At 49.6% G+C, this 15,635-nt stretch carries 11 protein-coding genes; 2 read left to right on the forward strand and 9 right to left on the reverse strand.

The annotated features are described in order from the left end of the window. Positions 1-44 precede the first annotated feature (44 nt). The 9 genes from rlmD to GPK83_RS00925 all read right to left on the reverse strand — a co-directional run bounded on the left by rlmD (position 45) and on the right by GPK83_RS00925 (position 13,726). Positions 45-1,751, reverse strand: coding sequence for a 23S rRNA (uracil(1939)-C(5))-methyltransferase RlmD (gene rlmD, locus GPK83_RS00885; protein ID WP_215703771.1), 1,707 nt, complete (start codon positions 1,749-1,751; stop codon positions 45-47). A 166-nt stretch (positions 1,752-1,917) separates the two neighbouring features. Beyond that, a complete protein-coding gene (locus GPK83_RS00890) occupies positions 1,918-2,235 on the reverse strand; it encodes a hypothetical protein (RefSeq protein ID WP_015554931.1) in 318 nt (105 codons plus the stop codon). 835 nt (positions 2,236-3,070) lie between these two features. After that, on the reverse strand, positions 3,071-5,431 hold the full coding sequence (locus GPK83_RS00895) for a UvrD-helicase domain-containing protein (protein WP_215703772.1): 2,361 nt from the start codon (positions 5,429-5,431) through the stop codon (positions 3,071-3,073). Positions 5,432-5,779: 348 nt separating this feature from the next. Further along, on the reverse strand, positions 5,780-7,519 hold the full coding sequence (ilvD, locus tag GPK83_RS00900) for a dihydroxy-acid dehydratase (RefSeq protein WP_345941748.1): 1,740 nt from the start codon (positions 7,517-7,519) through the stop codon (positions 5,780-5,782). Positions 7,520-7,667: 148 nt separating this feature from the next. Further along, positions 7,668-9,023, reverse strand: coding sequence for a gluconate:H+ symporter (locus GPK83_RS00905; RefSeq protein ID WP_117552063.1), 1,356 nt, complete (start codon positions 9,021-9,023; stop codon positions 7,668-7,670). A gap of 363 nt (positions 9,024-9,386) precedes the next feature. Next, complete coding sequence (locus GPK83_RS00910) at positions 9,387-10,124, reverse strand: FadR/GntR family transcriptional regulator (protein WP_117503007.1); 738 nt, start codon at positions 10,122-10,124, stop codon at positions 9,387-9,389. Positions 10,125-10,297: 173 nt separating this feature from the next. After that, positions 10,298-11,965 (reverse strand): Na/Pi cotransporter family protein, encoded by a 1,668-nt coding sequence (locus tag GPK83_RS00915; protein ID WP_215703773.1) that lies wholly within the window; start codon positions 11,963-11,965, stop codon positions 10,298-10,300. A 205-nt stretch (positions 11,966-12,170) separates the two neighbouring features. Beyond that, complete coding sequence (locus GPK83_RS00920; RefSeq protein ID WP_117503008.1) at positions 12,171-12,884, reverse strand: peptidoglycan recognition family protein; 714 nt, start codon at positions 12,882-12,884, stop codon at positions 12,171-12,173. A 167-nt stretch (positions 12,885-13,051) separates the two neighbouring features. Then, positions 13,052-13,726, reverse strand: a complete 675-nt coding sequence (locus tag GPK83_RS00925) for a Crp/Fnr family transcriptional regulator (protein ID WP_345941747.1) — start codon at positions 13,724-13,726, stop codon at positions 13,052-13,054. Positions 13,727-14,006: 280 nt separating this feature from the next. Between GPK83_RS00925 and GPK83_RS00930 the strand changes: the two genes are divergently transcribed. Further along, entirely contained in the window at positions 14,007-14,762 is a 756-nt protein-coding gene (locus GPK83_RS00930) for a 4Fe-4S binding protein (RefSeq protein ID WP_215703774.1), read from the forward strand. Between the two features lie 74 nt (positions 14,763-14,836). Then, complete coding sequence (locus GPK83_RS00935) at positions 14,837-15,385, forward strand: hypothetical protein (RefSeq protein ID WP_215703775.1); 549 nt, start codon at positions 14,837-14,839, stop codon at positions 15,383-15,385. The last annotated feature ends 250 nt before the right edge of the window (positions 15,386-15,635 follow it).

A 15,635-nucleotide genomic window follows, 5' to 3' on the forward strand; every position in this document is an offset into this window, starting at 1 on the left:
AAGTATTAACACTCATAAATTCCTTTATATAACAAACAATTTCATTATATAACCTCAAAATGCTTCAACGCATCCTTTATCGCTTCCACTTTCTCCGCCGTCGGATGCTTCCTCGGTTGTTTCAATTCTTCCACCGCATTAGGAGCATCGTACATCGGTAATCCTAAATCTCTCTTTACCTCTGCAATATATGCGGTATGTACTTTGAAGCCATATTTAGCTTCTACGTACTCCTTTATCATTTTGTAGGTCACTCGCTCTTTGGGCTTGTAGTTTTCTGCTCTTTTAGCAATATTATCAAGCGGAACTTTGCCCTCACCCTCGCCAAACTCAACTTTTACGTTGATATGTCCATCTGGTTTTTTGTGGGAAAGCAGTACAACAGTCTCCACCTGCGTCGTCCCCGGGAACATGTCGACACAGCATACTCTTGTGACCTCATAACCTTTTGCCTGCAGCACAACGAGATCTCTCGCAAGGCTCGTTGGTTTGCAGGAAATATAGATCATTTTTTCACATCCATAATGGTCGATGATCTTTGGAAGCGCCTTCGGATGGATTCCGTCTCTCGGCGGGTCCAAAACGATGAGATCCGGGCGTTCCTCTAAGGTATCTAATACTTTTAAAACATCCCCTGCGATGAAGTCGCAGTTTGTCAGTCCATTCTGCGCCGCGTTCACCTTCGCCGCCTCAACAGCTTCCTCAATGATCTCCACGCCGGTCACATGTTCTGCCGCCGGAGCCAGGATCTGGGCAATGGTACCGGTTCCGCTGTAGAGATCGAAGACCTTTCTTCCGTCTGTCTCACCGATGTATTCGCGGGCTGTTTCATAGAGCACCTCCGCACCGAGAGAGTTGGTCTGGAAAAAGGAGAATGGAGTGATCTTAAATTTTAATCCCAGAAGCTCTTCCATAAAGAAGTCCTGTCCGTAAAGGATCACCGTACGGTCATTCTGAACCACATCCGCAAGGCTGTCGTTTTCTGTGTGGAGGATTCCGGCAAAAGAGCCTTCCAGATCCAGTCCCAGAAGTTTTTCTTTCCAGCCCTCAAGCAGCGCTTCCTCATTCTTATCACTCTTCCAGGTTCCCTCCGTCTGGGTGGAGGTCACAAGATCCACAAGGATCTCCCCGGTCTTCACACCGCGGCGGACGAGAAGATGTCTCAGATAACCGACATGCGCCATTTTTTTATAGAAGACTGCTCCGTGCTCCGTAAAATAATCCAACGTCGCTCTTAAGATCTTACAGCAATCCGGATGCACCAGCACACACTGGTCCACGGTCACGATATCATAAAAGCTGCCGCGTTTATGCATTCCCAGAGTCATGGGACCGTCCTTAAACTCATCTCCGAAGGAAAATTCCATTTTGTTGCGGTATGCCTTTGTCAACGGACTACCTTTGATCCCCTCAAAATTGTAGCCGGCCGGCAGAACCGGATCTAAAAGAGCCCGGACCTGCTGCTCCTTGATCTTTAACTGTTCCTCATAAGGAACCGTCTGGTACGTACATCCACCGCAGTCCGCACGATGAGGACATGCGCCCTCTGTATTTTCGTATGCTGCAGGAGTCACGACCTTAAGGAGTCTTCCCTCGCATCTTCCTTTGCGCTGCCTGGAGATCGCGATCTCGACGGTCTGCCCCGGGAGCGCGTTCTTTACAACTACCTTTTCCTCTCCGATATGGAGGATTCCTTTATTTGGAAAATCCATCTTTTCCACTGTACCGGTGTAGATCTCACCTTTTTTCATATAATTTTTGTACTCCTTTTTCTGCCGGGAATCGGATTTTTCCGTTTCTGATCGCACAGCGCGTAAACGATGCCTCGTTCCCTGATATGTTTTTATGCACAGAAAAAGGCTGTGCAAGCGATCCCTGCCACAGCCTCGTTCTCATTGTGTTTGTAAGCATTTCGGCTTAAGCTTCTTTCTCGTCATCCTTCTCGACAGCTTTTTTCGGAGTTTCCTCCTCTTCCTCGAAAAAGTCATCGTCGAAATCATCGTCGAAATCGTCTTCAAAATCTTCCAGATAATCCGGTGTAAAGAAGCGATATACTGCGTATGCGATTCCGGCTACAGCAGCAACAGCGCCGATGATAGCAAGCACCCAGAGGATACAATTCTTTTTCTTATCCTCTTCTTCTTTTTTATGAAGCAGTTCATTCAGCTTGGACGCGTTTATAAGCTCTTCCATTTTGCTGAGTGCGTCTTTACTCATCGTATCGAATTTGTTCATCCTCACACATCCTTTCTGTTTCACAGCCGCCCCGGACAAGAATGATCCGCACGGACAGATACTTTGTAATAGTATATCATGATTTTATGGTTTTTACTATCCCTAAATTTTCACAGTTTTATGCATCTCTTTTTTATACTTCGATATATGGAGTTTCACAAGCAAACATGATAAAATTAGGTCGCTGTCGAACCTCCAGTAGAAGGGAGGTGTTGTTTGTGGAATTCCTAAGTACATTTCTTCTCTCTGTTATGGCAAGCATAGTTGGCTACTATGTGTGCAAATGGTTGGACAGGGATAACAGACAGTAACAACCTAAATGGATCAGCTCACCGTAACGAGCAAGAAAACCCCTGAAGCGGCAACTTCAGGGGTTTTCGTGTGTCTGTGGACAATAAGTACATTTCTTAGCTACATTTCATTATATGCGATTATTTAGGAAAAATCAATACCAAACTTTTTCAATCACGTTTTGACTTTCCTTTCTCTTTTTTATACTTCGATATATGGAGTTTCACAAGCAAACATGATAAAATTAAGTCGCTGTCGAACCTCCAGCAGAAAGGAGGCGGTATTTATAGATTACATAAACACTTTCCTTGTCTCTGTCGCGGCAAGCATAGTTGGCTACTATGTTTGCAAATGGCTGGATAGGGACAACCGACAGTAACAGCCTAAATGGTTTAGCTCACCGCAAAGAGCAAGAAAACCCCCGGAGTGGCACCTCCGGGGGTTTTCGCGTACTCATAGACATATAAGCACTTTCCTTAGCTGTTTTTAATTATATGCGATTGCCTAAAAAAAATCAATACTAAATTTCTTTTGGCTGATTTATTTACAGCTTCTTCAGCTTCGCAAAGGAAGCAAACATCTTCCTTGTCCCGATCGCCGCATGATCAAAATCGACTGTGACCTCGAAATCTTTTCCGCCGTCCGCGATGGATTTCACGGTTCCGTCACCAAAACGCATGTGATGGACGCGGTCGCCTTCGGAGAAATCCAAAGACTTCGGTTTTTCTACGGTAAACGCCTTTCCGAAGGTCGGCGTGTTCTTCGGCGCCGCAGAAGTCCCGGAGGCATATGGATTCTTATAGGCATCGGATTTCTGTCCAAAAAGACTCACCCCCGCCGGGCGGTTCTGGAATCTTCCGGTGTGACCGTCAGCCGCTTTTCCGTCCGCGCCGGAAGCCTTCGCCCACGGAAGTCCTGCTTCCTCCGGAAGATTCCTGTATGCGTCCGCCATTTTCTTCCATCCGGTCTTTGAATCATCCCGATCCGGACGTTCCAGGCACACATCCGGGATCTCGTCAATAAACCGGCTCGTTCTCGCGTACTGCATCTCGCCCTTCACCATACGGCTCTTTGCGGCGGTCAGCGTCAGCCGCTTCTCCGCCCTCGTGATTCCCACATAGCAGAGACGGCGCTCTTCCTCCAGTGCCTCCGGTCCCTCCATCAGAGACATCATACTCGGGAAAAGTCCATCTTCCATTCCCGCAAGATACACATACGGGAACTCCAGACCTTTCGCGGAATGCAGTGTCATAAGGATAATTCTATCCTCTGACTCATCCATACTGTCGATATCCGCAACCAGGGCAACTTCCTCCAGGAACGCGGAAAGACTCGGTTCCTCGGCGCTCTCCCAGTAGGAGACTGCCTTGTTGATCAATTCCTCAATATTTTCCATTCTGGACTCGGCTTCCACCTCGCCCTCTTCCTTCAGCTCATCACGATATCCTGTCTTATCAAGGATCGCCTCAATCACATCCTTGATCGGAGTCTCTTCCTTTAACATCTTCCGGAACTCGCTGATCTGGTCTGTAAATACTCCGATCTTTAACGCCGCTTTTCCGATTCCCGGAACAGCCTGCACCCTCTCCAGCGCCTCATAGAAACTCATATCGTTTTCCATCGCGAACATGTTCACCCGGGCGACACTCATAGCTCCGATTCCGCGCTTCGGAACATTGATGATCCTCTGCACAGCCAGGTCATCCCGCCCATTGGCGATCGTCTTTAAATAGCAGAGAACATCCTTGATCTCTTTTCTCTGGTAGAAGTTTACACCGCCCACGAGACGATACGGGAGATTGTACGCAACACATTTCTCCTCGAATATACGGGACTGGGCATTCGTCCGGTAAAGGATCGCGTAATCCTTCCATGGACCGCCCTTTTTTACGATATCCCGCACGATCCACTCCGCTTCCTCAAAGGAAGAGCTGAACTCCCGGAACACCGGCCGCTCGCCCACCTCATTCTCGGTCCAGAGCGTCTTATCCTTTCTTCCGGTATTGTTCCTGATCACTTCATTCGCCGAATCCAGGATCATCTTCGTAGAACGGTAGTTCTGCTCCAGCTTGATCACCTTCGCCCCCGGGAACGTCTCCTCAAAGCTTAAGATATTTCTGATATTCGCACCGCGGAACCGGTAGATCGACTGGTCATCGTCGCCCACCACGCAGATATTCCGGTATTTTGCCGCTAAGAGGCTCACAAGCCTAAACTGCACCGTATTTGTATCCTGATACTCATCCACCATAATATAGCGGAAACGGTCCTGATAATACTCTAAGACCTCCTGCTTTGACTGGAACAACTCCACGGTCTTTACGAGAAGGTCATCAAAATCCAGGGCATTGTTCTTTTTTAAGCGTTTCTGGTACTCCATATAGAGCTCCGCAATCCGTTTCAGTCTCGAATCACCCTCAGCCTTCGCGCTGAGCATAAATTCTTCCGGACTGATCATCTCGTTCTTTGCGGAGGAGATCACGCCGAGGACGCCCCGTTCTTTTAATACCTTCGTATTCACCTCAAGATCCTTGAAGATCTGTTTCATCAGGGTTTTTGTATCATCGGAATCATAGATGGAAAAATCCGTCGTGTAGCCGATATTCTCAATAAATCTCCTTAAGATCCGCACACAGAGGGAGTGGAAGGTGCTGACCCAGACACTATCCGCGCCGTATTCCACAAGGCTGTTGACGCGGTCCCGCATCTCTCCCGCCGCCTTGTTTGTAAAGGTGATCGCCAGAATATTCCAGGGCTTCACACCCTTTTCCTCTATTAAATAAGCAACCCGGTGTGTCAGCGCCCGTGTCTTTCCGGATCCTGCACCCGCCAGCACTAAGAGCGGACCTTCCGTAGTTAAGACAGCTTCCCGCTGCATCGGATTTAATGTATCGTAATTGTTCATTCTGTTCCCCTTTCACGTTTCCGGATACCGACAGTTCTGCTCGTATCTCCCACATACTGAAACCACCGGTATTCCGGCAACAGATACTACCATTCTACCACAGGAACACTCGTTCGTGCAATCTTTATTATATGAAAAGTATGTGGCTGTTCCTGTATGCAGATAGGAATTTTCTGAACTGATAATTCCGTAACAGTACAGTGGCAGCAGTAGATTTTGCCGATTTGGAATGCGAAATGGTAATGATATAAAAACGCCCCGGATCAGAGAGAACTGTCATCTCAGGATCCGGGACGTTTCTTTTGCAGGCCGGCAGCCAGCATTTACTGCCAGTCTCATTTTATTTTTTTAGAATTCCAGATATGCACCTTTCATCGGGCTTGCCGCATGCTCACTGAACATGCGGAGCACACCGCTCTTGTAGCGGAGCTCTCTCGGCTTCCAGTTTTTCTTTCTCTCAGCAAGGACTGCGTCGATCTCCTCCGGAGTCTTTCTCTCGCCCTTGATACCGATGATGTTTAACTTTCTTTCCATCACATCGATCTCGATGAGATCGCCTTCCTCAACGAGAGCGATCGGGCCGCCGTCTGCCGCCTCCGGACTGCAGTGTCCGATAACCGGACCTGTGGATGCACCGGAGAATCTTCCGTCTGTGATGAGGGCGATGGAACGGCCAAGCTCCTTGTCGCTGCTGATGGCCTCGGAGGTATAGAACATCTCCGGCATACCGCTTCCCTTCGGTCCCTCGTAACGGATGAAGACTGCGTCACCTTTCTGAACTTTATGTTTCAGGACAGCATCCAGACACTCTTCCTCGCTATCAAACGGTCTCGCCTTGAGAACTGCCTTGAACATCTCCTTCGGGCATGCGGTGTGCTTGATAACCGCACCTTCCGGAGCAAGGTTTCCGCGCAGAACTGCGATGCTGCCGTCGGTTCCGATGGCCTTGTCAGCCGGACGGATGATGTCCTGTCTTGTGATGGAGATTCCGTAGCGCTCGTTGAACTTCCGGAGCCATTTCTCGCAGCGCTCATAGAATCCGTTCTCTTTTAATTCCTTTAAGTTCTCACCGAGAGTCTTTCCGGTCACAGTCATGACATCCAGGTGAAGGTGGTCTTTGATCTCCTCCATGATCGCCGGAACGCCGCCTGCATAGTAGAAGCACTCTGCCGGCCACTTTCCTGCCGGGCGGATATCAAGAAGATACTTCGCGCCGCGGTGGAGTCTGTCGAAGGTGTCACCTGTGATCTCGATTCCAAGCTCATGAGCGATCGCCGGAAGGTGGAGTAAGCAGTTTGTACTTCCGGAGATGGCCGCATGTACAAGGATCGCGTTTTCAAAGCTGTCCATCGTCACGATATCACTCGGACGCATGTTGTCCATCTTCGCAAGCTTAACCGCCTGTTTTCCGGCCTCTCTCGCGTAGTTTAAGAGATCCGGGCTTGTCGCAGGCATCAATGCACTTCCCGGAAGGGCAAGGCCAAGAGCCTCGGCCATGATCTGCATGGTGGATGCAGTTCCGATAAAGGAACAAGCGCCGCAGCTCGGACATGCGTTATGCTTTGCCCAGTTTAAGCGTTTCTCATCGATCTCACCGCGCTCATACTGGGCGCTGTACATACCAAGCTGTTCCAGAGTTAACATCTCCGGACCTGCATTCATGGTTCCGCCCGGAACAACAACCGCCGGAATATTCACGCGGAATAAGCCCATGAGGTTTGCCGGCATTCCCTTATCACAGCTTGCGAGATATACGCCTGCATCGAAGGGAGTCGCGTTCGCGTGGATCTCGATCATGTTCGCGATCATCTCACGGCTTGCAAGGCTGTAGTTGATTCCATCGGTTCCCTGGCTCTCGCCGTCGCAGATATCGGTGCAGAAATATTTCGCGCCGTGGCCGCCTGCCTCGGCGATTCCTTTTTTTACTTCATCTACAAGGATATGGAGATGTCCGCTTCCCGGATGGCTATCACCTGCCGTGCTTTCGATGATGACCTGCGGCATCGCAAGCTCTTCCGGCTTCCAGCCCGTTCCGATTCTTAACGGATCAAGCTCCGGTGCAAGTTTTCTCATTTCCTGACTCTTCAGACATTTCATGATATTTCCTTCTTTCTTTGTGGGGTGTTGCTCGTTACTGAGCGAATGATATATTTTATTGGAACTGTTTTTTCAATTTTGTTCTTTCTCTGCGTTTCGAATGCACCGCGGCTTTAAGCTGCGTATCTGCATCTTTCTACTACGCAAAGAATGAAATTACAAGTGCTACAAGGAATCCGGTCACGCCGACTAAGGTCTCCATGATGGTCCAGGTTTTCAGAGTCGTCTTCTCGTCGATTCCCACGAGGGATCTTACCAGCCAGAAACCGGAATCATTGAAGTGGGAGCATACAGTGGATCCGCCCGCTACTGCCGCTACGGTACATGCCAGATATAACGGGGACAGCTCGCTGATTCCCGGAAGCGCCGCAACAATACCTGCCGCCATGGTCATGGCAACCGTCGCGGAACCGACACTGATACGGACAAGGACTGCGATGATAAATGCAAGGATAACGATCGGAAGATTCATGGATGCAACCGCGTTTCCGATCACGTTTCCGAGACCGGAGTATTGAAGCACATAGCGGAGCACGCCGCCGCAGGCGGTAACAAGAAGGATGAGACCGGTCGGCTCTAAGGACTTTGTCATAACCTTCTCAAGCTCTTTCATCGTGTAGCCATGTTTTAAGCCGAGACCAAACATAGCAGCCAGAGTCGCGAGTAACAGTGCTACGAACGGCTCACCTAAGAACTCAAAGACCGGAGCAACACCGGCTAATGCCGGAACGACGCCGCAGATGGAGTCCAGAATGATGAGCACCAACGGGATCAGGATGATCCCAACGATCAGCCAGAAGCTCGGAAGCTTGGACTCATCGATCTCTTCCTGATTTGCCACGCTCTCCGGCACCGGAACATAAAACTTCTTACCACAGATGGATCCCCAGACCGGACCGGCTACGATCATCGCGAAGATTCCGCAGAAGATTCCGACTAAGATGACCCAGCCAAGATCTACATTTAACATCGTTGCTACGAGAACCGGTCCCGGTGTCGGCGGAATGAACGCATGTCCAACCGCAAGTCCTGCAAGGAGCGGGATCACATAGTGAAGAGAGGAACGCTTTGTCTTCTTTGCAAGGGAGAATGCTAACGGGATCAGAATGATCAGTCCTGCATCGAAGAATACCGGCATCGCGATCACGAGACCTGTGATTCCAAGCGCCCACGCGGCCTTCTCGTCACCGAATTTCTTTACCATCGTGACGGCGATCGTCTGTGCACCGCCCGAGACCTCCAGGATCGCGCCGAACATGGATCCTAAGCCTACAAGTAAGGCAATTCCTTTTAACGTGTTTCCAATTCCATCATTGACTGCCGCGATAATATCTTTCGTCGGCATTCCCGCAAGAAGTCCGATGCTGATCGCTCCGATCAGGATCGCGATCATTGCCTGCACATTAAACTTGATGATCAGGACGAGCAGGATCACAAGACCGATCAGTGCTGCCAGAACAAGGCGGGTCGGGTTGAGTACAACTCCTTCAGACATAGTGGATTTACCTCCCAGTGTATTTGTTTTGGTTGTTCCGCGCAAAGATCCGTATCATACCCCGAACCGGACTGCTCTGCGCTTCATGGTTTCATTCCGGAAAAACAGTTCACGTTTTGACTTTCCTGTTTTCCGTTTTCATCAGACATGTCAAGCCGTTTAGCAAGTTTTTTTGATATATTTGTCTGATGTCTTATGTCTATGTGCTTAATCTACCATTTTTCTGTGGCATTTGCAATACTTGTCTGATGTATTTTGCCTTTTCTCTTTTTCGCACAAAAAAAGCAGGGGAAAATTGTGCATTATTTTTCCCTGCTCGCTGCATTCTTATTCCATTTGAATGGCTTCTGACATTTTACTCTCCTACTGCTCTTTCTCCTCTTTTGTCTCGCCCTGCGCCTTATAAGCCGTCCGGCGTCTCAAAAGCTCCTGCCTGTTATACGTCAGATGCATCACCATTGCACACCGCGCCCCGGTGGAATCATGATTTGCGATGGCTTCCGTGATGGCCCGGTGGGTCGTGATCGTCTCTGTCCGCAGTGAGCGCCTCGTCAAGTTTACAAAGGTATTGATTCCCGAATTGATGATCGGGATCAGGGACTCCATGACCTGATTCTTACTGCACCGGGCGATCCAGGTGTGGAACTCGATGTCCTTCGGCATGTGATCCTTGTCCGCCAGATACAGTTCCTCTGTCTCTTTACACAGCCTCTTTAAGGTCGCGATATCCTCGTCCGTCGCATAAACTGCCGCCTTAGCGGCGATCTCCGGCTCTAAGATCAGGCGGACGTCAAAGAGATCCAGCGCCAACTTAAACCTATCATGGAGCTTTGCGTTAAGCCTTAACGGATCATCCTCCGCAGGCGTCAGACTGCTGACATACGTTCCCGCTCCTCTCCGCACCTGCAGAACTCCTTTCGTCACCAGACCTTTTACCGCCTCGCGGATCGTGCTTCGTCCCACCTCAAACATCTCCGCAAGTTCAAACTCGTTCGGAAGCCGGTCTCCCACCTCCAACGGTTTCTCTTTTATATACTCTAAGATCCGGTCCTCGATCTGGCTGCCCAGAAGTTTCCGGTCATCTTTTTTCTTCGTCTCCATAGTTTCCCCCATGTTCTGTTACAAGTTGTCTGATGTCTTCATTATACGGAAGATCGCATATGCTGGCAAGCTGATTTTTCCAAATGACCGCAAATACTAAAAAAATCCCGCCCACAGTCCGGATATTATCCGGAATCTGTATGCGGGATCAAAATCATCAGATGAAATGCGCTTTACAGCTCATCCTTCACATATCCGGCCACATTATAGGCATGGTCGGAGATACGTTCCAGATTGCTTAAGATATCTAAGAACACAACGCCGGCGGACGGGTTGCACTCGTTCTTGGAAAGACGCTCGATGTGCTTGTCGCGCATCTCCTCCTCGAGAGTATCCACACGGTCTTCCAGCTTGCTGACCTGACGGATATCCTCCATTCCGCCATCCTGACGGGCAGCGACTGCATGGTCCACAGCTCCGATGGCCGCGCTCGAAATCTCTTTGAGGTCCTCGATCCCGGTCTCTGAGAAAGCGAGTCCATGTTCCTTCAGGTACTGTGCCGCCTCCGCGAGGTTTTCCGCATGGTCGCCCACACGTTCTAAATCGCTGATGCTATAGAAGAGGTTGCTGACCTGAACTTTCTGCTTCTCATTTAAGGACAGGTTGTTGACCTTAATGAGATATTCGGTAAGCTTCTTATTTAAAATATCGATCTCTGTCTCGTTCTTAAAAACCTCATCCAGACATTCATATTTGTTTTCCAGAAGGACGCTTGTTGCAAGCTTTAAGTTTGCAAGGGCCATCTTACCCATATGAACGACTTCCATCACACCGACTTCAAGGGCAAAGGTCGGGGATTTGAAGATACGTTCGTCGAGAACCGGAAGCTCGTCCTCCTTTGTTTCCTTCTTCGCCTCTTCCTCGCCTGTCTCACGGACGATCAGACCGGAGAACGCAACGAGCTGTTTCGCGAACGGGAATAAGAGCAGGGTGTTCGTCACGTTAAAGAATGTATGGAACACCGAGATCTGGAAGGAATTGATGCTGCTCTGGGCAATATCCGGGCGCATCATGGAAATGATATACATACCGATTCCGAATACGATCGCACCGAAGCTGTTGAAGGTCAGGTGGATCACAGACGCACGCTTAGCGTTGCGGCTTGTACCGGCACTGGATAAAAGCGCAGTCAGACAGGATCCGATATTCTGTCCAAGTGTAATATAAATCGCGGCATTTGCGGATACCACTCCACTCATCGCCAGAGTCTGTAAGATACCGACAGAAGCGGTGGAGCTCTGGATGATCGCAGTTACAAGGGCACCTACAAGAATACCGAGGATCGGGTTCCTTCCGAGTACCGCAAACGCCTTCGCAAAGATCGGGGCATCCGTGTACGGTGCTACCGAACCTGACATGAAAGTCAGGCCCACAAACAGGAGGCCGACACCGATACAGATCTCACCTGCCAGACTCTCCTTTTTCTTCTTGGAAAACATCAAAAACGCGGCACCGATGGCAACTACGAGCGGTGCGAAAAACGACGGCTGCAAAACCTTCATCGCATCCCCCAGAGAGTTTAAGGAAACCATCCATGCGGTGATCGTTGTACCGATGTTCGCGCCCATGATGACCCCGACTGCCTGGGTCAGATTCAAAATTCCGGCGTTTACGAAACCAACCACCATGACGGTTGTGGCTCCGCTGCTGTGCAGGATCGCGGTGATCAGAGCGCCAAGACCGACTGCCAGAAGTCTGTTGTCCGTCACCATTCTCAGGAACTTGTTCAGCTTACTTCCCGCCGACTTCTGCATGCCGTCACCCATGATGCTCATACCGTAAAGGAACATGCCCAGACCGCCGAGGAAGCTGAAGATACTTTCCAGATATCCGATATTCATAATGCCTTCTCCATTCTCTTTTGTCGCTGCCTGTTGTCTTAACACGGCGGCGTGGCAAAAGCGCAGTTTCGATCCGATTCTGCAAAATTTGCCTTCGTGTTCCATCATATCATAGAGCACACGCTTTTTTCAATTATAAATATAATATTTGTAAATTTTAGGTAAAGAATACAAAATGAATTTCGAATTTTTAGTGAATGTCCCGTTACTTCTTCAGAATCTTTATCGCTTTCTTTACATCCTTATGGAAGTCCTCCCATTTCTCCGGATAATCCACAAAATATTTCGGGCAGATCTTTCCCGTCACATCGTAGTGGCGGATCACGTCATCCGGCTTCAGATCAAATTCCACACAGAGGTACGCGCATAAGTTTACAAGCGTCTGATATGTACTGTCATAAAATTTTCCGGTCTCATCCGGGTGGCAGCACTCGATGGAGATCGTGTCGCTGTTGCGGTTGTTGGATGCGTAGGCCACTTCATTTAATGGAACGCACTGGACGACCTCACCTTCCAGACCGATCACAAAATGGCTGCTGACAGAGGTGGTCTTCGAACCCGTCTGGTCCTTTAATCCCTCAAAATAATTCCGGTTTTCCAGAGCGGTGCTGCAGGGATTTGCGACATAGTGTACCACGATGCCGTTTACTTTCTCAAGTGGGATCTGCGGCCGTGAGTACTCATTCGGGGTCAGTAAATTCACATTCACATACTCCGGAACCGCCACATCCGCCGGATTTACCTGTTTCCTCCCCGTAAGCTTCTTTGTCACGAGCACAGCCGTGACGATCACGGCGATCCCGATCACGGCGGCCAGTCCGCCTACGATCATGCGGCGGGTCCGCTCCTGCTTTCTTCGTCTTCTCCGGTTTTCTTCCCGCCGGATCCTTCGCTCTTCGATCTCATCTCTGTATGGCATTGTTCTTTCCTTTCTTCTATATATAGAATTGTGATGTCTATTCCGCAGGTCTATGCACTTACTGGGCTGACCGTAAGAAAATCTATGCTGGAAGGCAAAAATCCCATCGGCACAGCCGATTTGAAATGGATTTTTGCGCGTAACCGCGAGGGCAATGAACCGTTACGTTATAAAAGTGTAAAAAGGTTCTTCTCAAATTCAATCAGCTCGTCTTTTTTCATTCTGGAGAGTTCTGCGGACAGAGCGCTCCTGTCCACCGCGAGATAATCCGCGAGCTGCTGGCGGTTAAAGGGGATCCCGAAGGTCTTTTTCTTCTGTTTTTCCGACTCAAAGGATAGGTACGCCATCACCTTTTCCCGGATGGACCTCTGTCCCATGTGGTCGATCTTCCGCGTCAGCATGAGATTTTTCTTTGCCATAATATAAAGAAGGTTGTGGATCAGGCGGTTGTGGTGGGAGCATGCCGGGGTGCAGACGTTTAAGATCCTTCCGAGGTCTAAAAATAAGATCCGGCTCTTTTCTGCCGCCACTACATTGACCATCAAGACTTCACCCGGCATACAGGCGTAGGCTTCACCGAAAAGCTCACCGTTTCCCGCATGTCCCAGAACCTGCCGGTTTCCCCAGAAATCGTCCCGGGAGATCTCGACACTTCCGGAGAGGATGAATCCCATAGAGCGGATCTCCGTTCCGGCGAGGAAAATAATATCTCCTTTTTCGTATTTCTTTTCTACTGCAGAGAGACATTTTAAGATACTTTCCTTTTCTTCAGGGTGGATTCCGGCAAAGAGCATGGAATCCGGAATTTCTTCTTTGTGGATCATAGTTTTCCTTTCTTTCACCTGACACGGGCGGCCATTTACACTTTCCTGTTTCCTTCATCCATAACGGGCAGTCTTTTGCACTTTCCTGTTTTCATATCTGAATGTACCACATTGCGGATTTTTCGTTGGAAATACAACATACTTTTTGTCATCATTGTAGTATATTGACGATACAAAAGTCAATACATGACACTTACAAAATCTGCCACGATCCGCTTTTTCCGGATGCATGGCAGCAAATACACCGCAATGAAAATCACTTAGACAATATTTACACGCTTTGAAAGGGGAACTTAAATTGAAAAGAACGATCGTAAAAATTGATGAAGAAAAATGCAACGGCTGCGGAGCATGCGCAGCGGCCTGTCAGGAAGGCGCAATCGCGATGATCGACGGAAAGGCGAAGCTGATCCGCGACGATTACTGTGACGGTCTTGGGAACTGTCTTCCGGCCTGTCCGGCGGACGCCATCAGCTTTGAGGAGCGCGAGGCTGCCGCTTATGACCATGAGGCGGTTCTGGCACACATGGCGGCAAGAAAAGCTGCTTCCCTCATGCCGACAGAGGCACCGTCCCCGAAGCCGGAATTTACAGGATGTCCGGGAAGCATGAGCCGCACGATCACACATGCCTCTGCGCCTGCATCTAACAGCGCAGCGATCCCGGGACACACTGCACCTGTCTCCATGGAGAGCAGACTATCCCAGTGGCCGGTTCAGATCAAGCTCGTCCCGGTCCGCGCCCCGTACTTTGACGGTGCGAAGCTTCTCGTTGCCGCGGATTGCACCGCTTACGCATACGGAAACTTCCACAACGATTTCATTGACGGACATGTGACACTGATCGGATGTCCGAAGCTGGATTCCGTAGACTATTCCGAGAAGCTTACAGAGATTATCCGCAATAATGATATCCAGAGCGTGACCGTTGTTCGCATGGAGGTTCCGTGCTGCGGAGGAATCGAGGCGGCTGTGAAGAACGCGCTGATGGCAAGCGGAAAGTTTATTCCGTGGCAGGTATACACGATCAGCACCGATGGACGGATCTTAAAATAAAATCCCGTCCCTGCCAGTTCTTCCGGAAAATTCCATCGGTATAGCCGATCCGGAATAGATTTTTGCATGTAACTATGAAGGTACTGAATAGACATTTTTTATTTAAGAAGGTAACTGATATGTCTCTCTCAACTACTACAAATACCTCCGGCCGCACCCCGGAGCAGGACGCTGTCATCTGCGCCCTCATCGGACTCTCCCGCGCCGCGGAGGCAAAGGAGATTCCAGACGGGACCGCTCCGGTCCTCTTCGCCGCTCTCTCATCCGTGACACCTGGAAGTCCGCTCTCCGCTTCTGCTTCCAGAGACCTTGTGGAGCAGATCCATAAGCAGAAAGCCATCATTGCCCCGGACTGCGCCGCCTGCCCGTCCCCCTGCGGACGGACTTCGGATTTTCTCCCGGAAGACTTAAATCGCACCGACGACGGCCTCTTCGAGGATCGGAACTGGCTGCTCACAGAACTCAGCCAGCACGCGAAAGAGGAATGGAAGCGCATTCTCGCGGAGCAGGAAGAGCCGGAGATCACGCGACTCTTTATGGACTGCGTGTTCATGGCGGGATATGCATATGAAAAGGAGCTGTTTGCGCCGTATTTTGAAAAATTGGCGGCACTGAATGACTGAATGCAGGAGTCAAAGTCCTGTGCCAGGTCTCCCACGGATCATCCCGGGAACAGGCTCCGGCAGGCAGGCTTCAAACCTGTCTATCTCAGTCGGAGACCTGACTCCCATTGAGACAGATTTGTGATTACTCACCACCTGTTATGAAGTGACTTTTGTCAAGAGTTAATTTTTAGAAATTCTTCTTAACTCCAGTCACATTTTTTCTGACAGCATTAGAAAAGAGTTCTATTTTAACAGTCCCCGGCAGTTG

The organism is Clostridium sp. MCC328 (assembly GCF_018785465.1).
GTDB lineage: Bacteria > Bacillota > Clostridia > Lachnospirales > Lachnospiraceae > Pilosibacter > Pilosibacter fragilis.